The following is a 25300-nucleotide window of genomic DNA, read 5'->3' as shown; positions in this document are numbered from 1 at the left end:
GTAAAAAATAAAAGAGGTGCATCTATAAAAGATACACCTCAATATATAGTTGAAAATATAATTAATTACCCGTAGGCTGCTGTCCGCCGCCACTGGCATTAGAAGCTCCGCCGCCACTCATAGCATCGTCATTATTGATAGATCGCAAGGCTTTCTTTATCTGAGATTTCATTTCACCAAAACGATATGAAACAGAGAAATTAACCGATTGATTTTTATGTATGCCAACATTTTCAAATACATAATCACGGGTTCTTTCTTTCGATTTAAATTTAAGTTCTTTTTGAAAAGGATTAATGGCTGCTACATTAAATGTCAATTTATCCGACAAAAAGCTTTTTGCTAAGCTGAAACTATGAAAAGAGAAACCTCCTCTTGTACCCAATAATGTATATGACTTAGACATACCTCCATATCCTGCAGATAATTTGAAGTCTTTTGGTAGAGTATATTGCAGATTTGTAAATAAACGTCCGCTAAATCCATGATTTCCCATCCATTCATCCGCAGAAGCATTACCTCTAATATCCAGATACGACATAGAAGCATTAACTGTTAGTCTCATTTTAGAAGACAGAGACCAACTCACATAATTGAAAAATGAAACTTCTCTTCTTTTTCCAACATTAGCATAAGTTTGACTGACCACTTTGTCATTAATTTCTGTAATATTCTCTATCGAATTATTCACTATATCATAAGATAAGCTAGAGTTTAAATTGAATTTAGCACTAAAGAAACTATAATTTAAGCTCAAATTATGTGATTTAACAGCATCCAAATTAGGGTTACCATACGATATATAGTTTGTATCTGTTTGATTGGGATATGGGTTCAACTGCCATATTCCAGGTCTGGATATACGCATATTATATCCCAAACGTAAGTTTTGGGCAGGTTTGAGTTGATAAGAAACAGTTGCAGAAGGTACAATATCCGAATAATCTGTTTTAAAATTACGGTCGGAGCTTATAGGGAATTTTGCATCAAGACTTGTTCCTTCATAACGTAATCCTGTTTTAAAACTCCATTTCTTCAGTTTGACACTATATCCTAAATATGCAGAATAAATATCTTGTCTATGCTTGAATTTATCATTTTCAGATTCCGGGACTTTCTCCCATGTACCTGTTATAAAATCGAAATTCTCTCTGCCACTATTACTCTCACTTAGTCTGATGATATACTTTAACCCAGCTTCCAATGTATGAATCTTAGCAAAGGGAGTAGTGTAATCCAATTGAAATGTATGTTCTTTAGTAGAACCATCAGAATTTTGATTAAACCTCGAATCCCAATAATTCAACACATTTTCAGTCTCAACATTAGAAGCCCAGTCATTCGGAGAAGATTCGAAGCGATAAGAAACTGTAGCCATTCGGTTTTTATTTTTTGCTGATATCCGCTGGTAATCTATGTTGAAGCTTGTTGTCCCATAAGTATATTTTGTATCAGTAGCCTGATTATATTCTTGTTTAGGGATGTAATTCTCATCTGAGAATAATAAATTTCCTCTCGATCGTGAAGTTCCATTCCCTCCATATTTATTAAATCCTGCATTTATAAGATTTAACGTATCTATTTCATAGCTCAATTCTCCTCCTCCATATTGACCATCACCGGTAAACTTACTCCGACCGCTTGATTCCATAAAGTGGTGTTCTTTTGACTGAACATTTTCTCGAGAAGAGTGAGCACCATCTGCCCATGGACTTTGATAATTATAATAATTATAATTCCCCGTAAATCCGATTTTGCCTTTTTTCAAGGACAAAAAAGCCCCGAGACCATAACCTCCGCGTGTATCGACACGGCTGTTCACAGTAGCTGTATATCCACCCAAAGACGATTGTTTATTGGTAATAATATTAATTATACCGGCAAGCCCTTCCGCATCGTATTTGGGACCTGGATCAGTTATTACTTCTATATTTTTTATAGAACTGGCAGGCATACTCTTTAATATATCTTTAGGATTATTTGCCAACATGCTTGAAGGTTTACCGTCCATATATATTTTATAACTGCTTGAGCCTTTCAATTCAATTTTATCTTCTGCATCCACAGTAATCATTGGTACTTTCTTCAACATATCCATAAGGGTACTGGTCTTCGAGTCCGGATCATCCTCCAAACTATAAGTTATTTTGTCAAGATCAACTTTTACTAATGGCCTTTGTGCAGAAACAACGACCTCAGACAAGGTTGTTTTACTATCTTTCAATAAAACTTTGCCAAAATCCAACAAGTTTTCATTCTTTATTGTAAAGGAACGGGACAACGGATCCTTCCCTAAATATTGTATGTTCATTACAAAATCGCCCCTCTTATTCAGAGTTAGGCTAAACTTTCCGTTATCATCAGTAGCTGCTGCTTTTTCTAAAACATCCGGTCTATCTTTTGTTGTTATTCGCAGTGTTGCATACGGAACAACTTCATTTGTCAGAGAGTCTAAAACAGTGCCTTTTATCGTTATCTTCGTTCCTTGTATATTCTGAGAATACATTGTTATAGGACATAATAAGAATATTAGATAAAATAAGTTGATAATTTTCATTGATGTATTTTTTAGTTCCTGATACTCAAAAAATTTGTGTTGAATCCAAGTAGTTAGTAAAGTCCACACCCCATACATTATACAAATAAATTGTACATTTGCATTAGTGTCTGATTTAGATAGCTAAAGAGTTGGATAAAGCTTATTCAAATAAGTCGCAATATGATCAAAATAATCACAAAGTCAAATCTTTTTTATCATTTTTTTTCATTGTCTGTAAATAATTCTCAGAATCTGCATTTATAGATAAATTTGCTTATAAAGCATAAATTCAAGACGATTTATAAGGAGCAATAATCGTCTTTATTTAATACATGCTCTTCACTCTATTTAATAAAATTATCGATGCAACACGTTGCAAATATCGAAGAACTTGAGAATAAACAAATATCTCGTCTTCTATGGCAATACGCGTTACCTGCTATTGTCGGAACAATGGTAAATTCACTTTATAACGTTATAGACCGTGTATTCATCGGGCTATGGGTTGGAGATGACGCAATCTCGGCTTTAGGGCTGGTACTGCCTATTATGAATATAACAGCTGCAGTGGGAATGCTGGTTGGAGCAGGATCTGCCAGCCGGATATCTATTTATCTTGGTAAAAAAGATATAATCACTGCCGAGAAAATCGCAGGAACCTCTTTCCTAATGACACTAATACTAAGCGGATTAGTTATATTAGGATTATTATTATTCCTTGAACCGGTACTCAGATATGCAGGAGCCAGTGATGTCACACTACCGTATGCACGTGACTTCTTACAGATTTTTCTTCCCGGTAATTTATTCTTGTCACTTTGTTTCAACTTTAACAATATGATGAGAGCATCAGGGTACCCTAAAAAAGCAATGATAACAATGCTTATTAGTGTTTTTGCGAATATTATACTTGCCCCGATTTTCATACATGTTCTTGGCTGGGGTATAAAAGGTGCTGCAACAGCCACATTTATAGCCATGGTAATCGGATTCGTATTTGTGATGGAGCACTTCGTAAATCCGAAAAGCTTCATTAAGATTCGTTTAAAAAATTTCAAACTGCCCAAAGATATAGTCTGGTCAATTACATCAATCGGGTTATCTCCATTTCTAATGCAGCTAGCAGCTTCTGCTGTTATCTTCTTTATAATCTCCCAACTGAGAAAAACAACAGGAGACGACATCCATGCGGGAGATATGGCTATCGGAGCATATACAATAGCAAATACTCTATTAATGCTGATTGTTATGGTTGTTATCGGGCTAACACAAGGAATGCAGCCTATTGTAGGTTATAACTATGGAGCCAAAAACTACAACAGAGTAAAGGAAGCCGTTGTATATACAATCAAGATTGGTATCGGAATCACAACATTTGGATTTATTCTAGGATTTTTCTTTCCTCAGATATTTGTCAGCTTTTTTAATCCGGGACCAATATTAGCAGAGGATTCCGTTAACGCTTTAAGATTACTTGTCATTTGTTTTCCTCTAGTCGGGTTTCAAGTCGTTGTTACAAACTTCTTTCAGTGTATAGGACAAGCCGGCAAATCAATACTTCTAAGTTTAACACGCCAAGTATTATTCTTAGTTCCTGCTTTATATATATTGCCTATGCACATAGGATTAAATGGAGTGTGGTTATCCATCCCCATCGCCGATTTTTTAGCGACAATTACAACTCTATGCCTATTCCTCATGCAGATCAGAGTATTGAAACGTGAAGCGCTTATTCAGAATAATTAATAACCTAGAATATAAGAGACACTAATTTCTCTCATTAATAAAAAAGGAAGACGCTCAAGAATGTCTTCCTTTTTTGTATAGAATAAAACAAAACTAAAGAAAAAAAGAGTTACCAAAATTGGTAACTCTTTTTCATATCTATTTTGAATCGTATTATTCAGCAAAGAATATTGCAACACGGTTCCATGCATTTTCTTTGTATGGTTGTTCTGTAGAACCTTTCCATTCAGTAGAAACACGGCTACTGCTGATATTGTATTTTTCAATAAGAGCTTTAGCAACTGTTTTTGCACGTTTTTCTGAAAGTTTCATGTTGAATGCTGCTGTACCTGTCTTTTTGTCAGCGTAACCAACAATCTTAACTTTAGCGTTAGGATTAGCTTTCAGATATTCTGCTGTATTGTAGATACTGATAGCTTGGTTATTATCAATAACAGCGCTACCAATACGGAAGAATACAACATTAGGAACATAGCTCTTTTCAACAACTGGAGCTGGAGCTGGAGGACATGGAGCTGGAGCTGGAGCCGGAGCTGGTTTTTGATTTCTCAATCTATCGTTTTCAGCTTTCAAGCTATTGATCTGGCCATTCAAATCGTTGATTAAACCTTGATCCATCAACACAGCTTCGCTAAAGCCAACTTTACCTACCTTCAAAGTAAGACCAGCAGCACCTGTCAGAATACCATTCCAACGTTTTGAACCTTTAGGTCCTTTATCGAAATCGTTAGTGATCAAAGCACCACCTACTTCAGCATAGAAAGAAAGTCTTTCAGTGATTCTGAAAGTATTCAACAAACTTGCATTGAAAGTTACAGCATCAGGGCCTTTTTTCTTCAACAGTTTATCGTTCCAGTCACCGTGAGCCCAACCCACTCCTACAGTAGGAATGAAGTTGTATACACGACTTTCGTTATATTTGCGGAAATAGTTAGTAGCATTGAACATTACATCAGCATGAGCATTGAAGTATGTTGTGCTAAACATTTTTTGAGCTTCATTACCATCGAAAGTGTGTAATTTACCACCTTGGATAACACCTCTTGCTCCTAAGTATGGATTAAACCATTTTCCTACAAAAACCTGAGGATTAACAGTTAAACGATCCAAAAAACTTGCATGTTGGTCAGAAGGACCAAAATACGCACTAGCACCTGCACCTGCACCGACAAACCAGTTATCCCAGAATCCGTTACGAGCAAAAGTTGCTTTTCTTCCTGCTTCAGCACTTACACCGCTTTCTTGAGCAGTAGCAGACACTCCAGCAAGAGCTAAACACATGAGTAGACTTACCTTTTTCATAATCAATTAATTATAGTTAAACAGTTATTTATTCAAATTGTATTTTCTGTACCATTCATACATGAGAGAAATCCCTTGGTTAATATCTATTTTATACTTCCATCCTAAAGAGTTCAATTTCGATACATCAGTTAACTTTCTCATAGTTCCATCCGGTTTATCGGAATTAAACCACAACTGACCTTTAAAACCTACTTTCTCTTTAATCAATAAAGCTAAATCTTTTATAGAGATCTCTTTTCCTGTACCAACATTTATATGTGTATTTCGAATTTCTTTACTATTTATAACATTTACCAAATCTAAAAAGTTCACCGATTCCATTATGTGAACTGTAGCGTCTGCCATATCTTCACTCCACAGAAACTCTCTCAAAGGAGTTCCGGTTCCCCATAATTCAACCTGCACCTCCTTTGAATCCTTCAATGTTATACCATACTTATTCAAAACAGACAAAATTTCACTTTCGGTATTACCACCTGTCACTTTTTCAATCGGACGTAAATTCAAATCTTGTCTTATCGTCTGCCAATCACCATCGGACAAACACTTACCTAAATGAATCTTACGAATCATTGCAGGTAAGACATGAGACTTTTCCAGATCAAAATTATCATTAGGGCCATACAGATTTGTAGGCATTATAGATAAATAGTTAGTCCCATATTGTATATTATAGCTTTCACACATTTTTATCCCTGTAATCTTTGCTATTGCATAAGGCTCATTTGTGTATTCCAATGGAGAAGAAAGCAAAACTTCTTCACTCATTGGCTGTGGAGCTTCCTTTGGATAAATACATGTACTGCCCAAAAATACAACTTTTTTCACATTATTCACAAATGATTGATGAATAATATTACTTTGAATCATTATATTTTCGTATATGAAGTCGGCTCTGTATATGTTATTAGCTACAATTCCACCAACTTTAGCCGCTGCAACAATAACGTAATCAGGCTTTTCTTTTGCAAAAAAAGAAGAAACAGCCAATTGATTAGTCAGGTCCAGTTCTGAATGAGTTCTTAACAAAAAGTTAGTGTATCCTCTTTCTCTTAAGTTTTTTAATATTGCAGATCCTACTAAACCGTTGTGCCCGGCAATATATATTTTAGATGATTTTTCGATCATTTTATTCAAAGTAATTCAAAATCTTATAACCGCCTTTTCTTAGAAACTCTTCTTTTTTCATCAAAAGAATATCATTAACCATCATATCTTCACACAATCCTTTAAGGTCATATGATGGCTCCCACCCTAATTTAGTTCGGGCTTTAGAATTATCTCCTATAAGAATTTCTACTTCCGTCGGTCTGAAATAAGCAGGATCAACACCAACAACAACATCTCCAATTCGACCTTTTAAAGCATCAAGATACTCAGCACCTACTCTCTTCACGAAAAGGTCTTCGTTTTGTATCGCAGATATAAAACCTTCTTCCTTTTCACCTTCACCCTTAAATTCAACGGCAACACCAACTTCGGAAAAAGACATTTTAATAAAATCACGAATAGTAGTGGTTACTCCCGTAGAAATCACGTAATCATCAGCTTTGTCTTGTTGCAATATAAGATACATAGCCTTGACATAATCTTTGGCATGTCCCCAATCTCGCTTACTGGACAAATTTCCCATGTATACTTTATTCTGCAAACCCAATACAATTCGAGACACAGCCCTTGTTACCTTTCTTGTAACAAATGTCTCGCCTCTTAAAGGAGATTCGTGATTAAACAAAATACCATTGCTCGCATGAATCCCATAAGCTTCCCTATAATTTACTGTAATCCAATATGAATATAATTTAGCTACAGCATAAGGGCTACGGGGATAAAACGGAGTAGTTTCTTTTTGAGGAATCTCTTGCACCAAGCCATACAATTCAGATGTAGAAGCCTGATAAATTCTGGTTTTATCAACTAAGCCTAACAATCGTATAGCTTCGAGAAGTCTCAACGTTCCAATACCGTCAGCATTCGCCGTGTATTCAGGAGTATCAAAACTCACTTTCACATGACTCATTGCTGCGAGATTATAAATCTCATCAGGTTGCACTTCTCCTACAATACGTGTAAGATTCATACTATCAGTCATATCACCATAATGAAGAATCATATTTCGATCTTCTTCATGTGGATCTTGATATAAATGATCGATACGTTCTGTATTAAATAAAGAGGATCTTCTCTTTACACCATGCACCTTATATCCCTTTTTAATCAAATAATCAGATAAATACGCACCGTCTTGACCGGTAATCCCTGTTATTAAAGCTACTTTACTCATATAAAGTTGTCTATTACACGTTAAAATTAAAGCTCCAAAGGTAGGTAATTTTATATATTTAAACAAAAAAAATTTAACACAAAAAGAATTCAGTAAACTCTTTAGGCTTGCTGATGCTCTTTCCTTAATAAATCATTTACGGTTTTCACCGGATTAAATGTAGACAATGGCACTTCCACAAAAATGGTGTTCCAATCAGACATTGCACCGTTCCATAGCCCTGGCAATTCCAATGCTTTCAGATTTTTACCGCTCTTAGATTTCTTGCTAATGAAACCGGTATCCAAATCTATGTATTTTCTCAGATCAAATTTATCTCCCTTATAGTTCTTCAAGCCACAAACCAAATCAACAGGATTAAAATGTGTTCCGGATTCGAACATTGCTTTCTTTTCAGAATTATCCAAATCAATCTGAGAACTTTCCAATATTTGAAGGGATACTGTCTTATCTTTATTGACTGCAAAGAAAGGACCTCCACCCGGCTCTCCAATATTCCTAACCATTCCGCATACTCGCACAGGGCGATTCAATTTAGACTTCAAATACAAAACAAGCTCTGCATCTTCAAGATATTTTGTGTCAGGATTTTTCACATTTATCACATCTTGCAAGAAATGCAAAATGCCTAACAAGTCTTCTCTTGTATACTCTCCAGAATCCAGCAACTTCAGATATTCAAAACATTGCGTCTGTACCTTTATAAGATATCCGGCCAAAGCCTGTTTATATAAACATTCGTCACCTTTTAAGCGATCAGGAACAACATTATCTATATTTTTAACAAATACAACATCTGCATCCAAATCATTCAGGTTTTCTATCAATGCCCCATGCCCTCCAGGACGAAATAACAATTTACCATCTTCTCTAAATGGTGTATTATCTTCATTTACGGCCAGAGTATCTGTTTGTGATTTCTGCTCACTAAAGTTAATACTCAACACCACTCCGTGCTTTTTCTCATATAAAGGTTTCACAGATGCGACCAGAGCCTCAAATAAGGCTCTATGTTCTGGAGATACCGTTAAATGAATATTCACAGATTTCCCGCCTGTCTTTGCATATAAATTCCCTTCCTCAAGGTGCTCTTCGACCGGAGTCCTGCTACCTTCTGAATACGCATGAAATTTAAGCAACCCTTTGGGTAAATTACCATAATTCAGACCATCTGCACCAAGCAAAGCCTCGACTATAGCTTTGTAATCTCCGCCAACAAGCAGACTTTCTACGTTTTTATTAAAATTAGATTGACACTTAGCATCCAGATCATTGTAAAAAGCAAATCTATCGATATTATCAAAGAAAGTCCTCATAAATCCGGATTCCGGCAATCTACCATCTCCATCTAAAAAAGCAAAAACATCTTTAAACATACGGCTGGCCGCTCCCGAAGCAGGAACAAACTTTACCACTGTTCCATTTCCGTTACAATACTCATTCCAGAGTTCGACCAATTCAGCTTTCAACGAATCGTTTAACTGAGCAATCCCTTTGCCGACTGTAGCGATACTAGTGATTTCTAAAAAAGGAAACCCTTTTTCAAAAGAAGAAATCTGATTTTCGACATCTGTTATAGATATATTCTTATTATCTAACTGAATTTTATCCTGATCTGAGAAATATTTGTGCATAGGACTCTATATTATAAGGGTATATATTTTTCTTTAAAACAATAAGCACCCGCCAATGAAGGAGTAAGCTTTCTTACAAAAATACGAAAATATCAGACTAAAAGGTTATAGATACAGACAAAAAAAAGAAGGGAACTGAATTATCAGGCCCCTTCTTGTTATATCTATATAAATTAAAAAAAATGCAACTAAAATGAAGCATTTCTTGATTTAGAATTTCTCCTAACAAACATTACATATATTCCCGCCAATAATATAAACGCACAAATATCGGTTGTAGTAAAGTTCACATAACTGGTCTTTTGAAGACGTTGACTTCCTAAATTAAAAGATTGCCGATAAGGCTTAACATTATTAAATTGTGTTCCTGAATTATTTCGCGCGGCGGATAAGGCATCTTCCATCGGAAGAAAGCTAGTAGGTGTACCTTGTGCAAACGAAGGTATTGTAATCATCAAAGAGACAGCTAATACACCTTTTAGTATTATGTTGCTAATTTTTTGCATATTATAAATAAAATATCCCGAGTTCAATTGGCACAAAGTTATAAGTTATAATAAGAAAAACATAATATTTTGGCGAAAATTTGTAATAAAACAGTCAAATTCTAAAAATCATCACAAAAAACTCATTATTTCCTTTGATGAAACAGCCTTTATTTTACTTTCTCCATAGTATGCGAGAAACTTGCTGTCATCGTGCTTTATTTTGAAGACTAAAAGACCTTTATTGAATTTAAGGTCGGAAGTAATACAAACGTCCTCATCGTCTAATCTCACGAAAGTATTTTTCTTAAGGGTTTTCAATACTGTATCATATTGTTCTTTATCTTCCAGAATATCAGACTTTGCTTTTTCCAAAAAGAATTTATTAAAACGGTTAGCTCCGGTATTGAATAGATAAAACTGTTTATTTCGCTCTTTAAACAGAGGCAACACCAGACACAATACAAAATCCTGAGAATTTTCAACATCCTGATTTATCAGATATTTACGGGTGGATTTAAACCAAATGGTAGAAATCAGCAACAGCACAATAAACGGCAGACAATAATACGATAAAAGCCTATCTGTATTATACATGTAGACAACACCAAATAAAGAGACAAATAACACCAATGCCGGAGGCACCAGTGCATATTTTCGCCATACTAATTTACTGAAGAAAGATCGTTTAAAACCCTTATTCTTCTCTATTTTTTTTATTTTATCTATTTCCATATATATCACCTTTTCTTTAATGCAAAGATACAAATGTTCCAAGATCAAAAGTTGCAAAATGAATTATAAAATAGTGAATAAAAAATAAAAGCATTTTTCTAATGTATTTTTACTCTTAAAATCTGTATTTTTACATTTGAAACATTTCTCAGTAAATACATCTTTGATTTTACGGGCTTTCTTGTATAAGCCTGTAAAATATTCAGAAAAGGTCTATGACCTTAATTTAGGTAATCTTAGTAAAACAGGCACAAGCGATGAAGAATGAAATAGCGTTGGAAGATGAGTTAAAATCTTTAATGAACCTGTTGTCTGCCAAATCCGGAGATCTTCAAATAACTCAAGAAGAAGACCGTTTTTTAAGAAACATCATTAAAGACGGTATAACACAAGGAATATATAAAAAAGGTAACAATAAGTATTACTTCCTGATAATCGTTCTGAATACAGTCCAGATTGTCATTAATGAAATCGGACTAAAAAAAGCATCGGTTATAGCCAATATTCTGTATCGACCGGTAATGAATAATCTGCTCTCAATAGAGCAGATCGAAAAGAAGTTCGACAAAGAAGTTGCGGATATCGTAAAAGGACTGACCAAGGTCAATGATCTGGAAGCAAACCAGACAACATTAGAATCCGAAAATTTCATAAAACTACTATTATCTTTTGCCGAAGATATGCGTGTTATACTCATCATGATAGCCAACAGGCTGTTTTTGATGCGTACAGCTTATGAGACAGATGAAGCCGAACGCCTGAAACTGTCAATAGAAGCATCATACATATATATACCTTTGGCACATAAGCTGGGTCTGTATAATATCAAGTCGGAAATGGAAGATTTATATCTGAAATATATCGACAGAAGCACATACGATTATATATCAGCTAAACTGAGCGAAAGTAAAGCTGCCCGTGATAAATATATCGAAGAATTTATCGCTCCGATACAGGAAAAACTGAAGGAAACCGGATTGAAGTACGATATGAAAGGGCGTACCAAGTCCATATTCTCCATTAATAATAAACTGAAGAAACAGAAAGTCGAATTTGAATCAATATATGACTTATTCGCAATCCGCATTATTCTGGACTCTCCACTTCCTAAAGAGAAAGCCGAATGCTGGCAGGTATATTCAATCATTACCGATTTATACCAGCCGAATCCCAAACGGCTCAAAGACTGGCTATCCATCCCTAAAAGCAATGGTTATGAATCGCTCCACATTACCGTAATGGGGCCTCAATCCCGTTGGGTAGAGGTACAGATCAGAACCCGCCGCATGGATGAAATTGCAGAACGGGGACTTGCTGCTCACTGGAAATACAAAGGTGTCAAGAGCGAAAGTAATGTCGATGACTGGCTTACTACTCTACGCGAGACATTAGAGAGCAAAGGTGTTGCGTCTAATGAAAAGCTGGAAGACTTCAAACTGGATATATATGATGAAGAGATATATGTCTTCACCCCGAAAGGAGATCTTCATAAATTACCGAAAGGAGCTACTGTTCTGGACTTTGCTTTCTCTATACACTCCAAAATAGGGTCAACTTGTATGTCAGGTAAGGTCAATGGAAAGAATGTATCTATCCGCCACAAACTCAACAGCGGCGATCAGATCGAGATTATGACATCCCCGAACCAGACACCTAAACAAGACTGGTTAAACATTGTAACCACATCGAAGGCTAAAAATAAGATACGTCAGAAACTCAAAGAAGAAGCGAACAAACAAGTCGAGTTTGCCAAAGAACAATTAAAACGCCGTTTCAAGAATCGCAAGATTGATGAAGACGAAGGAGTTATGATGCGGCTGATAAAAAAACTCGGATTTAAAACAGTCACCGACTTTTACATTAAAATAGCTCAGGAAACTCTTGATGTCAATACAGTTATAGACCAATATCTGGATCTGGAGAAGCGTGAAGCCGAAATACACGACAAGCATGAAGCTGTCAGTGCAGAAGAGTACATTATCCAGTCTTCTAAAACCGAACAACGTTCGGAAAATGGAACAGACGAACTGATTCTCGACAAAGATTTAAGGGGAATAGATTATACGTTGGCTAAATGCTGTAATCCTATTTATGGTGATGAAATTTTCGGGTTTGTTTCTTCACAAGGGATCAAAATACACCGAACTAATTGCCCCAATGCCCACGATATGTTCTCTCGCTTTGCATACCGTGTAATTCCTGCCAGATGGTCTGGAAAATCAGGCTCCACATATACCATTGTACTTCGAGTAGTAGGTACAGACGATATTGGTATTGTTACGAATCTGACCTCCATAATATCGAAAGAGTCTGGTACTAACCTGCGTTCCATCAGCATAGAATCTAATGATGGCCTTTTTCAGGGAAATCTTTCGGTTACATTACAAGACACAAATACACTGGACAGTTTAATGAAGAAACTGAGAACGGTACGTGGGGTGAAGTCTATTTCACGTATCAATTAGCTGATATAAACTTCCGTCACAAACTTTAAGTTAGAGAACAATGAAAACAACACATTTTGGGAGCTTAATAGCTCTGACTCTATTATCTGTATTCAGTTTATCTCTTTTTGGATCGGACAAAAAAGGACAACAAGCCAAGACTGAAATATCGGGAATAATAACCGATTATTTTAAAGAAGCAATGGTCGGAGTTACTGTCGTAAACAGAACCAATAATAAACACACTTATTCCGATATAGATGGGCATTACATTATATCTGCATCTCCAGGAGACACCCTCTCTTTTAGATATATAGGATATATGGAAAACATAGTTCGTGTAGAAAATCAAAAGAATCTCGATATTACAATGATTATAGGAAGATGCGAAGATTCATATCCCAATGATCCCGATGATGTTTATTATCCGACATTACAACTTATTCATAAAGGATTAAGCGAAAAGCCAGTCGCCAGATATACGGTACTGCCAAGCTGGGACAAACCCCACTCCTTATCTTTAGAAAAAACAGAAAAGGAGACTTATTTCCTGTTATCTAAAACATTGCCTGATTATGCGAATCGCAAAAAAGATAATAGACATGGAATATCTCTTAGTGAAAAAGACGTTGCAACCGATTCTTTGATTATTGATCAAAAATTATACTCTGCAATAGAAAGCCTTTTCTCTGAAACTCTGGCAAAGATGAGCAAGATTATACCCGAAGGACTTGATGGAGTCACCTATTATCTGTCTGCAACCGATAAAGACGGCGAAGTTATCGTCCGGTCTCTCTGGTCTCCCGACCAAGGCTCTGTACCTGATGAACTCACTCAGATTCTTGACCGTTTGTATATGGCTACAATAAACAGGAAAGTCCCATATTCCCTTCAAAACGACATACAGCAAATGATTATCAAAATAAGAGCGTGGGATTCTTATCCGGATAAAATCCCCCCACAGAGGTAACGAAAAAAGCCTCAGGAAATTCCTAAGGCTTTTTTGCTATTAATTACTTGTTCTTATCCTTGTCTACACTATCAACTACTTTTTTAGCATCGGGAGGTGTTTGTTTTTTCTTCACCCCGCTTCTTTCCAATAGAGCATCGATAGTCGGTTCATGTCCTCTAAACTTCACATACAGCTCCATCGGATCTTCGGTATTACCTTTCTCCAATACATTCTTGCGGAACGATTCGGCTGTCTCTTTATTAAAGATTCCATTTTCTTTGAATGCTGCAAATGCGTCAGCATCCAATACTTCAGACCATTTGTAACTGTAATATCCGGCTGCATAACCTCCTGAGAATATATGACCGAATGAAGCTGACATATTCGCGCCATCAGCAATAGGAAGTAAAGCTGTTCCAGCCATTGCTTTACGCTCGAAGTCTTTTACATCTCCTTCGTAAGGAGTCTGCAATGTATGCCATGCCATATCCAGATATCCGAATGACAACTGACGGTAACATAAATATCCTGCATTGAAATTAGAAGCATCTACAAGTTTTTGAACCAATGCGGCAGGAATAGCCTCTCCTGTTTTATAATGTTTCGCAAAACGATCTAAGTACTCTTTTTCTGTCAGCCAGTTTTCCATTACCTGAGACGGAAGCTCCACAAAATCACGGGCAACATTAGTTCCTGAAAGTGTTTCGTAGTTACATGCTGTAAGCATTCCGTGAAGAGCATGACCAAACTCATGCAAGAATGTCTCAACTTCATCAAAACTCAACAAAGCCGGCTCTGTTTCGGTTGGACGGGTAAAATTCATCACGATAGATACATGAGGACGTGAATCTTTTCCGTTCTCGGTATATTGACCTTTATACTCTGTCATCCATGCACCCTGACGTTTTCCGGCTCGAGGATGAAAATCAGTGAAAAGAACAGCTATATACTGACCTTTTTCATCGAAAACATCAAAAGCCTCAACTTCCGGTTGATATACCGGAATATCCGTATTCTTTTTAAATGTGACACCATATAGGTCTGTAGCTAGTCCGAATACACCTTTCTTTACATTTTCAAGTTCGAAATATGGACGAACCATTTCGTCATTCAGATCATATTTATCATCCTGTAATTTTTCGGAATAGTAAGCCCAATCCCAAGGTTGAAGTGTTATATCCTTTCCTTCGTATTTCGAAGCGAATTTCTGTACATCAGCAACATCTTCTTTTGCCCTCTCTTCAAAAGCATCATACAGGTTATTCAACAGGTTATTTACACCATCCTTGTTCTTAGCCATCTTATTACGAAGAGTAAATGTCGCATAATCGGGATAACCTAACAGTTGAGCTATCTTTAAACGGGTATTGGCTATTTGACGTACATTTTCTTGATTGTCAAATTCCCCGCCGGCTACACATTTGGTGTTATATGCCATATATAATTTTTCACGAAGATCACGTCTCTTCGAATACTTCATAAAGGCAATATAACTGGGAGCAGAAAGGTCGAACATCCATCCTTCTTTGCCTTTTCCTTTAGCTTTAGCCACAGCTGCGTCACGCACGCTTTGAGGTAATCCATCCAAATCAGCCTCGTCTGTCAATAACATTTCAAACTTATTGCTTTCTTTCAATGCATTCTGTCCGAAATTTAATGTCAGCTTACTTAATTCTGAAGACAAAGCCTTATACGTTTCCTTATCTTTTGCAGATAAAGTTACCCCTCTGTTCTCGAATCCCTCGTAAATTTTTTCGGTGAGACGAATTTGTTCAGGAGTCAACCCCGAATCATTCCTCTTATCATATACAGCTTTTACTTTCGCAAACAATTTCTCATTTAAGCTGATGTTATTACCATGATCAGATAACTTGGGAGACATACGCTGAGATATCTCCATCATTTCGTCATCACTCTCTGCACTCAGTAGATTAAAAAATACAGAGCTTACTCTTGATAATAACTCTCCTGATTTTTCGTATGCCTCAATAGTATTGGCAAATGTCGGGATCTCAGGATTATTTATAATCTGGTCAATTTCTACATTCTGCTCTTTCATCCCTTTCTCGAATGCCGGCTCATAATGCTCGTTTTTGATCAAATCAAAAGGAGGTGTACCATGAGGTGTTTTATATTCGGAGAAAAATGGATTTTGAGCTTGTATATTTACTGTCATAATTGATAATAATAAAATTAAGATAAAGCTTTTTTTCATAAAAAAACAAATATGAATTAATGAATACAAATCAAAAAGCATACCACTTTTGCACAAAGGTCTCTTTTTTTCTTTTAAACTGCAAATAGAGAGATCAATCATCCACTATATATTTATAAAAAGGTAACAAAAGTAACTCTTAGTTTTACTTCAGATGTCACCTTCTTTTCCTCAATGACCTGATGATTTATCTACTGCCACCTTTCACCAGTGAAACCTATCCTGACCGTAGAAAAATATTTCGCCCGATGTTTCAAATCCTGAGGTATAATTATGCGCCCTTACGAAATATCCTCAAAAGGTAACAAAAGTCACACCGAAAATGCATTTTTTTATTGTTCCCTTTTTACCCGTCAGTCTAATTTTCACTATGTTAACTGCTGACTGATAATTGATTTCAAAAACCTCTTTCCATATAGATAAAATAAGTGAATACTTATTATGCTTAGTTCGTTTAATATTTAATAAAAACCTTAAATCTTTTTTTAATATGAGGTCTTTCTGATGTGCAGGTTTGATAAAGAGCAGGATTAACATTACTTTTGCATGTTCCGGAATAAGAATATAACCACTTTTTAAGGGGTAATTACTCAAAGATTAAGTATATTAGCCCTCATTTAACAGACTTATACATATCTTAATATATGATTGATTATATAAAAGGCGAAATCGCTGAACTGACACCCGCTTCTGTCACTATTGAAACAAGCGGAATCGGATATTTTATAAATATTTCTCTAAATACATATTCGGCGTTAGAACATAAAAAGTCCGAAAAGTTATTTATATATGAATCTATCAGAGAAGATGCTCATCAGTTATTCGGATTCATCAACAAACAAGAGAGAGATTTATTCATCTTACTTATAAGCGTTTCTGGAATAGGTGCAAGTACCGCACGCATGATTTTGTCTTCGATGACCATTACGGAACTCGAACTCGTCATATCATCCGGAAATGCGGATATGCTAAAAACAGTAAAAGGTATAGGCTTAAAAACGGCTCAACGGGTAATCGTAGACCTGAAAGACAAAATTAAAGTTACAGGAGACGCGATCAGTAATGTAAGCATTAATAGCGAAGCTGCCAACGAAGCTATTGCCGCATTGGTTATGCTGGGATTCGCACAGGTTCCATCGCAAAAAGCCGTAGCTAAAATCCTGAAAGACAAGCCCGACAGCACAATCGAACAGATTATAAAAACAGCACTGAAAATATTGTAAGTAATTATCCAATGCCGATCAGATATTCCGTCTCGGTATAATAAGAATACAATCACTATTTCAGACATTAGAGTAAAGAAACAATACGTATAACTAAGGATAAGGTCACAGACCTATTTATTGCTTTGGCAAGTATAATAACCTGAGCCTATTATAACTTGAGAATGTATCATTAGATACTTTCATTTACTAAAAAAATAAAAGCGGGGAATCATTGAATAAGAGTATAAAATATTTTATTCTAATCACATCACTGTTTATATGTGTAATCAGTCTGTTTTCGACGACATCGGAAAAGGCTGAGAGCGATTTTTCTTATCCCGCCGAAGAATTTACCGCTCCTCAGGATACGGGTACACTCTATCCTGTTAAGAACACACAGATCACGAATTACAACGATTTGATCAAAAAAAGTCCTATTGACCTGAAAGATCCTTCTAATGTGCAGACTCAAGTCGAATATGATGTCAAACACAATGTATATCTTTTCCGGACAAAAATAGATAATGACGAATGGGTGACCCCTTTTACCCTCAATCCGCAACAATACCTCGACTATTCTCTAAAAGAATCAATGTCTCGTTATTTCAAACAGAAAAACGATGAGACCTTTAATAAAAAGGACGAAAAAGAAGCATTCTCTCTGAAAGATATAAAGGTTAATGCCGGAGCGCTCGAACGGATTTTTGGTCCCGGAGGAGTACAAGTCAAGACACAAGGGTACGTTGAACTATCTATGGGATTAAAGAATACATCGACCGACAACCCAACTCTCTCTCAAAAGAACAGAAACCGGACAATGTTTGATTTTGATGAGAAAATTCAGGTCAATGTCAATGCATCCGTCGGCGATAAAGTAAACTTTGGGCTGAACTATGATACGGAAGCCACTTTCGACTTCGACTCAAAAAAAGCCAAGCTCGCATACGAAGGCAAAGAGGACGAAATAATCCGTTACCTAGAAGCCGGAAATGTGAGTATGAATACTACAAATTCATTGATAACAGGTGCAACTTCATTATTTGGTATTCGTGCTGATCTTCAATTCGGCAAATTAAAAATCAACACAGTTATCTCGCAAAAAGAAACGCAAAGCCAAACGGCGAGTTCCTCGGGAGGTGTACAAACGACTCCTTTCGAATTCAAAGCCGATGAGTATGACGAAAATCAGCACTTCTTTCTATCTCAGTATTTTCGGGATAACTACGATGAGGCGATGAGCAAACTGCCTTATGTCCAATCACCGATACTTATCACTAAAATAGAAGTGTGGGTAACAAACAAACAAGGCAATTGGGATAATGCCCGCAATATTGTAGCATTTGCCGACATGGGAGAATACAACAAAATCGGCAACACCGGCAAATGGAATAAACAAGGAACATTAGATATTCCTTACAATGGAGCCAATAACTTATATTCCACCATAAACTCATCATATAGTGCAGCCCGTAACAAAGATCAGGCAAATGCCATACTGACTGCAGCGGGTTTACAGACCGGACAGGATTTCGATAAACTGGAGAATGCCCGTAAACTGGACGCCTCAGAATATACACTTAACACTAAACTGGGATATATATCGCTCAACTCAGCCTTGGCATCTGATCAGGTATTGGCTGTAGCTTTTGAATATACCAAAGGACCTGAGACCTATAAAATAGGGGAGTTTGCCAGTGAGATTCCGTCCCAGGAAGGAAGCGCAGCTAAATCGGGATCGCTATTTCTCAAATTATTGAAACCGGTATCTCTTTATCCTCAGTCCTATACATGGGATTTAATGATGAAGAACGTTTATAAACTCGGTTCAATTCAAATACAAAAAGAAAAATTCAGGCTGAATATCTCTTATCAAAGTGATACAGTCGGTACATACATAAACTATATCCCCGAAGGTAATATAAAAAATCAGCTGCTGCTGAGAGTTATGAACCTCGACAGGCTCAACGCATCAAATAATGCCAATCCCGATGGAATCTTTGACTTCCTCGATGGATACACTATCAATGCCGAAAGAGGTCGGGTTATATTTCCGGTTGTAGAACCCTTCGGTGAACACCTTCGAAAGAAAATAGGTAATGATGCCATTGCCAAGAAATATGTATACCAAGAATTGTACGATTCTACACTTACTGTTGCGCAACAAACCGCCGATAAAAATAAATTCAAAATAAGCGGATCGTTTCGGGCATCGGCATCTTCCAGCTCGGTAATCAGTCTCAATGCGATGAATGTAACCAAAGGTTCGGTCAAAGTAACGGCAAACGGGACTGTTTTAACTGAAAATGTAGATTACTCGGTCGACTATATAGCAGGAACAGTTACTATACTTAACCAAAGCCTCATAGATACCGGCACATCGATAAACGTTTCTCTCGAAGATCAATCGTTATTCAGTATGCAGCGGCAGACCTTACTGGGCTTGAATTTGAGTTATGATTTCACGAAGAATTTCAATGTAGGAGCAACCATATTGCATATGTATGAGAAACCTCTCACCTACAAATCGTCAGTTGGAGAAGAAGCACTGAAAAATACGGTATGGGGACTAAATACCTCCTATCGTACAAAATCGCAATGGCTTACTAATCTGATAGACAAACTGCCATTTGTCAATGCAACAGCTCCATCCGAAATATCCTTGAATGCCGAATTTGCCCAGATGATACCGGGGCATTATGAAAATCAATATTCGGGAGGATATTCGTATATTGATGATTTCGAAGCGGCCAAGACCCGTATATCGTTAGTCAATGCTTATGGATGGAAATTATCTTCGACCCCTACCCTGTTTGAAGAATCGAAACTAACCAACGATATAGCTTATGGTAACAATAGGGCTCGACTTGCATGGTTTAACATCGATAACTTATTTACCAGAAATACATCACGGACACCTTCTCACATAACCAAAGAAGACCGTGACAATCCTTTCGTCAGGGAAATAAATATCAAAGAAATTTATCCGGGTAAAGACATCGTATCAACGGAAGCATCTACACTTACAGCTCTCAATCTTTCGTTTTATCCGACTGAAAGAGGTCCTTACAATCTGGATGATGTCAGCCTCAACAGCGATGGACAACTTCTTAATCCTCAAAACCGATGGGGAGGAATTACCCGTAAACTGGATAATACAAATTTCGAAAACAGTAATATCGAATATATCGAATTTTGGTTGCTTGACCCGTTTGTCGAAAACGGTAAAAATAATGTCAACAACACAGGCGGAGATCTGTATTTTAACCTGGGAGAAATATCGGAAGATGTTCTGAAAGACGGTAAAAAATTCTTCGAAAACGGATTACCAACTGATCCTTTATCTACCGAATACGAAACCACAAAATGGGGACGTGTCCCTACCCGTCAATCTACCGCATATGCCTTTGATAATACATTGAGTAATGAAGCTCGTGCACGTCAGGATGTCGGGCTAAATGGCTTAAGTACTGCCGACGAATTACAATTCCCCACTTATGTGACTTATCTGAACAATTTAAGATCGAAACTGTCGTCATCAGCCATTAGTAAAATGGAACAAGACCCCTTTTCTCCCTTGAACGATCCATCAGGAGATAACTATCACTATTATAGGGGAAGCGATTACGATGCACAGAAAACAAGCATCCTTGATCGTTATAAATACTTTAACGGAACGGAAGGTAATACTATTACAAATACCAACGAAAGCTATTCGACCGCCGCAAGCTCTGTGCCTGATGTTGAAGACCTCAATCAGGACTATACAATGAACGAATCCGATAATTATTATCAATACAAAGTAAAATTAGATCCGAACAACATGAATGTCGGCTCTAATTACATTTCAGAAATACGGGAAGTGCCGGTTACTCTTTCAAATGGCACTCCGTCTACAAACAAATGGTATCAGTTCAAAATCCCTCTGAGTGATTATAACAATACCAAAAACGGGAATAAGAAAGTAGGTAACATACAAGGATTCAAAACCATTCGGTTTATGCGTATGTTTGTCACTGATTTCAAGCAGGAAACATATCTGCGCTTTGCAACACTCGATCTTGTACGGGGAGAGTGGAGAACCTATACGCAAACATTGCAGGACGGTATCAATCAGGGGCAGGGTTCAATTAATGTATCTGCTGTAAATATAGAAGAGAACAGCAGCAAGACTCCTGTAAACTACGTTGTCCCTCCCGGGGTGAAACGCATAATAGACTCTAATCAGTCTCAATTGGTAGAAGATAATGAGCAGGCATTAGCCTTACAGGTTCTCAATCTGGAACCATCCGATGCCAGAGCTATATATAAAAATACAGTATATGACCTGCGCCGCTATAAAAGACTGCAAATGTTTACTCATGCCGAAGAATTGGCAGACGGACAAGACATCGGTCAAAATGAAATAACTGTATTCCTGCGTTTAGGTTCGGACTACAAAAATAACTATTACGAATATGAAATACCATTATCCATAACTCCACCGGGAAGATATAGCAATAAAAACGATAATGACAGGGAAACCGTATGGCCTAAAGAAAATATGTTCGACTTCCCTTTGAAATTACTCACCAACCTGAAACTGGAGAGAAATAAGGAAAAACGTAAAGCAGGATCGGAAGTTTCGTACACAACCTTATACAGTACAAACGATCCAGATAATCAGCAAAACAAAGTTAGCATCATCGGTAATCCATCACTATCCGATATTCAGGTCATGATGATAGGTGTCAGAAACAATTCAAGAACCCTTAAATCGGCGGAAATATGGGTAAATGAATTACGCATGACCGACTTTGACGAAGAAGGAGGATGGGCAGCACAGGGTAATCTCAATATCAATCTGTCAGACATTGGGTCTGTCAGTTTTACGGGAAGGAAGGAAACAATCGGATTCGGATCGATTGATCAAAGTCTTAACGAACGAAGGAGTGATGATTATTCAACTTATACCATAGCAACAAACCTTGATTTGGGACGTTTCATCCCCGAAAAAATAAATGCGTCAATACCATTTTATTATTCATATTCAAATCAGACAACGACTCCAAAGTACGATCCGCTGAACCAAGATATAACTCTTAAAGAATCATTGGATCTAGTCGATACTAAAGCCGAAAAAGATTCAATAAAGAATCTGGCGCAAGATAAGACTGTAACCAAGAGCCTTAGTTTTTCGAATGTAAAATTCGATATCAAAAGTAAGAACCCGATGCCGTATGACCCAGCCAATTTCACTTTCGGATATGCATACAGCGAAACCCAAATAACAAACCCGACAACGGTATATGACATAACTAAGAACCAGAAAACGACATTCAGCTATTCGTATTCTCCGGGAGTAAAGACATGGGAGCCTTTCAAAAACATAAAAAGTAAAGCTCCGCTTGCTCAATACCCAAAGAGTCTGGGTATTAATTTATTGCCGAGCAATATTTCGTTTAACTCATATACAACACGTTATAACACGGAAACTCTTACGAGGGATCTGGATAGTTATCTCCTGGGTGGCGACAGCAAGGCTTCTGAATTTATGACATGGAGCCAGACTTTTTATTGGGACAGAGACTTCAGTCTCAACTGGGACTTACTCCGTAACCTGAAAATCAGCTTACAAACCGGTACACGTGCCGAAATAGCAGATGAGCCCTATTTACAGATATATAAACGACTGGATAGGGATGAATACGAAGTATGGCGCGATTCTGTTTCTAACAGTATAAAAAATCAGAGCGGACCTTTGTCATACAGGCAAACGGCAAAGGTTACCTATACCCTCCCTCTAAATAATATTCCATTCCTTAGCTGGATCAGTTCATCTGCCAATTATGACAGTCAATATTCATGGGACAGAGGGGCAACTGTCGAATCGGAAGAAATCGGTAATATAATTACCAATAACATAACCTTATCTTCAAATAACAGATTCGATCTGACTGCTTTATATAATAAATCGGCATTTCTAAGAAAGGTCAATGCTAAGTTCGGAAGTAACAACCGCAGGTCTAATAATCAACGGCCGGAAAGGGCAAAACCTGAACGATTGAAACGCTTCAGCCAGGAAATAACGCTGAATCCCGATTCTGGAACAGTTGTAAATCATAACCTGAGTACAAAACGGATCGATATTGTCGCCAGACGAGACGGACGGGTATTCAAGGTAAAATATAAACGAATTGATGACAATTCGATACGAATAATGTTGCAAGATACTGCTACCATACAGTTGAATATAGCGCAAAAAGGAGCAGTCGAAAAAACAACATTATATAAAGTTGCCGAATATGCTGCAAGAGGTTTAATGTCTGTACGCTCGTTCTCGGTCAATTATTCAGCTCGTAACGAAACCGCCATAGAAGGATTCAGGCCGGGCATAGGTGATATGTTTGGACAGAAACGAACCGAATACGGCATAACCCCGGGACTTGATTTCGCTTTCGGATTGAAAGGTGGAGAAGAATACCTCAACAGAGCATTACGGAACGATTGGCTGGTGTTAGACGAAAATAATATATCGCCAGCAGTTTATAACTCGACCCGTAAGCTCGAATTGGAAGCAACTCTGGAGCCAGCCAGAGGACTAAAAATCAGACTCAATGCTTTGCGAGAAAAAACAGATCGCATATCCTACCAATACTATGCGGATGCCCCTACCCTTAAAACTTTGGGTGGAAGCTTTACAATAACAACCATATCATTAGCATCCAGCTTTGACAGTGGCAATTCAGGAAACGGATACTATTCCAAAGCATTTGAGAAGTTCCGTAAGAACAGAGACATCATTACCCGTCGGTGGGAAAATAAATTCAATGGCACACCCTACCCTAACTCCGGATTCATTGCACAAGCAGGACTTGGAAATCAAGATTACTTTTCGGCTATAGGAGAACCTGTCAATAAAAATTCTTCGGATGTTCTTATTCCGGCATTCCTTGCTGCTTATACTGGACGAGATGTACGCTCTGTTTCACTTAATCCTTTTCCTGCACTATCGGCATTATTACCAAATTGGCGTATAACATACGATGGGCTTACGACTCTGCCTTGGTTCAAGACTAAATTCAAGAATCTGATTCTCAGCCATGCATATACATCTCAATACAGTATAGGATCGTATGGATCGTTTTCCAGCTGGATTGACGCCGGTAACGGACTCGGCTTTATAAAATCTCTTGATGATACCCCTCTGCCTGTGCCATCATCCGGTTATGATATTTCGGCTGTCAGCCTCATAGAACAATTTAATCCTTTGTTCGGAGCTGAAGGAACGATGAATAATAACCTGATTATCAAGGCACGTTATAACTATACCAGAGCACTAAATCTTAATATCAGCTCATTTCAGATTATCGAAAACCTGCAAAAAGACCTCATAGTAGGCTTAGGATACAGAATCATCGAATTCAATAAAATAATGGGCTGGAATAAGAAAAAACAGTCAGGATTCAGTAATGATATGGTTATCAATGCCGATCTATCCAGACGCACAACCCAGTCATTGATACGAAAAATCGAAGACGGATTTACAGAAGCAACATCGGGCACAACGATACTTACCTTAAAAATATCAGCAGATTATAGTCTGAGCAAAGCACTGATCATGCGTGCCTATTTCGACAGAATAGTAAATTCACCTCTAATTTCAACATCTTCATATCCTACATCAAATACAAATTTCGGAATAAGTCTTCGCTTTACTCTGCCCGAATAGAACCTCTTAGTGTACAACAAACACACAGATATTCAAACCAATAGAGAT

Annotated in this window: 13 protein-coding genes; 5 read left to right on the top strand and 8 right to left on the bottom strand. The window is 37.2% G+C overall.

From position 1 onward, the window contains the following. Nucleotides 1–61 precede the first annotated feature (61 nt). Nucleotides 62–2557: a TonB-dependent receptor gene (locus AABJ51_RS18585; protein WP_338373774.1), complete on the bottom strand. Its 2496-nt coding sequence runs from the start codon at nt 2555–2557 to the stop codon at nt 62–64. Nucleotides 2558–2902: 345 nt separating this feature from the next. On the opposite strand from AABJ51_RS18585, the gene AABJ51_RS18580 reads away from it, so the two are divergent. Further along, nucleotides 2903–4285: an MATE family efflux transporter gene (locus AABJ51_RS18580; protein ID WP_026625385.1), complete on the top strand. Its 1383-nt coding sequence runs from the start codon at nt 2903–2905 to the stop codon at nt 4283–4285. 153 nt (nt 4286–4438) lie between these two features. Here the strand turns inward: AABJ51_RS18580 and AABJ51_RS18575 are convergent, their stop codons facing one another. The 6 genes from AABJ51_RS18575 to AABJ51_RS18550 form a co-directional block, all read right to left on the bottom strand. Next, nucleotides 4439–5587 (bottom strand): OmpA family protein, encoded by a 1149-nt coding sequence (locus tag AABJ51_RS18575; RefSeq protein WP_134435829.1) that lies wholly within the window; start codon nt 5585–5587, stop codon nt 4439–4441. Between the two features lie 24 nt (nt 5588–5611). Next, the gene (locus AABJ51_RS18570) at nt 5612–6715 is read right to left on the bottom strand and encodes a GDP-L-fucose synthase family protein (RefSeq protein ID WP_338376044.1); all 1104 of its coding nucleotides are present in this window, start codon (nt 6713–6715) and stop codon (nt 5612–5614) included. 4 nt (nt 6716–6719) lie between these two features. Then, the gene (gene gmd, locus AABJ51_RS18565) at nt 6720–7874 is read right to left on the bottom strand and encodes a GDP-mannose 4,6-dehydratase (RefSeq protein ID WP_134435827.1); all 1155 of its coding nucleotides are present in this window, start codon (nt 7872–7874) and stop codon (nt 6720–6722) included. A 101-nt stretch (nt 7875–7975) separates the two neighbouring features. Further along, the gene (locus AABJ51_RS18560) at nt 7976–9508 is read right to left on the bottom strand and encodes a DUF4301 family protein (protein WP_338373773.1); all 1533 of its coding nucleotides are present in this window, start codon (nt 9506–9508) and stop codon (nt 7976–7978) included. A gap of 188 nt (nt 9509–9696) precedes the next feature. Beyond that, nucleotides 9697–9963 (bottom strand): hypothetical protein, encoded by a 267-nt coding sequence (locus tag AABJ51_RS18555; protein WP_338373772.1) that lies wholly within the window; start codon nt 9961–9963, stop codon nt 9697–9699. 162 nt (nt 9964–10125) lie between these two features. Beyond that, nucleotides 10126–10728 carry a hypothetical protein gene (locus tag AABJ51_RS18550; protein WP_338373771.1) on the bottom strand — a complete coding sequence of 201 codons (603 nt, stop codon included), beginning with the start codon at nt 10726–10728 and terminating at the stop codon, nt 10126–10128. Nucleotides 10729–11027: 299 nt separating this feature from the next. Here AABJ51_RS18550 and AABJ51_RS18545 point away from each other — a divergent pair, with 299 nt between their 5' ends. Both AABJ51_RS18545 and AABJ51_RS18540 read left to right on the top strand, forming a co-directional pair. Continuing rightward, entirely contained in the window at nt 11028–13193 is a 2166-nt protein-coding gene (locus AABJ51_RS18545; protein ID WP_407920053.1) for a RelA/SpoT family protein, read from the top strand. Between the two features lie 40 nt (nt 13194–13233). Beyond that, nucleotides 13234–14142: a carboxypeptidase-like regulatory domain-containing protein gene (locus AABJ51_RS18540; RefSeq protein WP_338373770.1), complete on the top strand. Its 909-nt coding sequence runs from the start codon at nt 13234–13236 to the stop codon at nt 14140–14142. A 43-nt stretch (nt 14143–14185) separates the two neighbouring features. Here the strand turns inward: AABJ51_RS18540 and AABJ51_RS18535 are convergent, their stop codons facing one another. Continuing rightward, nucleotides 14186–16339 carry a M3 family metallopeptidase gene (locus AABJ51_RS18535; RefSeq protein ID WP_338373769.1) on the bottom strand — a complete coding sequence of 718 codons (2154 nt, stop codon included), beginning with the start codon at nt 16337–16339 and terminating at the stop codon, nt 14186–14188. A 644-nt stretch (nt 16340–16983) separates the two neighbouring features. On the opposite strand from AABJ51_RS18535, the gene ruvA reads away from it, so the two are divergent. Next, nucleotides 16984–17562, top strand: coding sequence for a Holliday junction branch migration protein RuvA (ruvA, locus tag AABJ51_RS18530; RefSeq protein ID WP_134435821.1), 579 nt, complete (start codon nt 16984–16986; stop codon nt 17560–17562). A 214-nt stretch (nt 17563–17776) separates the two neighbouring features. After that, a complete protein-coding gene (gene sov, locus AABJ51_RS18525) occupies nt 17777–25252 on the top strand; it encodes a T9SS outer membrane translocon Sov/SprA (RefSeq protein WP_338373768.1) in 7476 nt (2491 codons plus the stop codon). The last annotated feature ends 48 nt before the right edge of the window (nt 25253–25300 follow it).

Origin of the sequence: Indolivaga capnocytophagoides, from assembly GCF_036511535.1 — a bacterium.
GTDB lineage: Bacteria > Bacteroidota > Bacteroidia > Bacteroidales > Dysgonomonadaceae > Dysgonomonas_A > Dysgonomonas_A capnocytophagoides.
The sequence above is the reverse complement of the archived record's forward strand: the minus strand, read 5'-3'. Positions and strand labels throughout refer to the sequence as shown.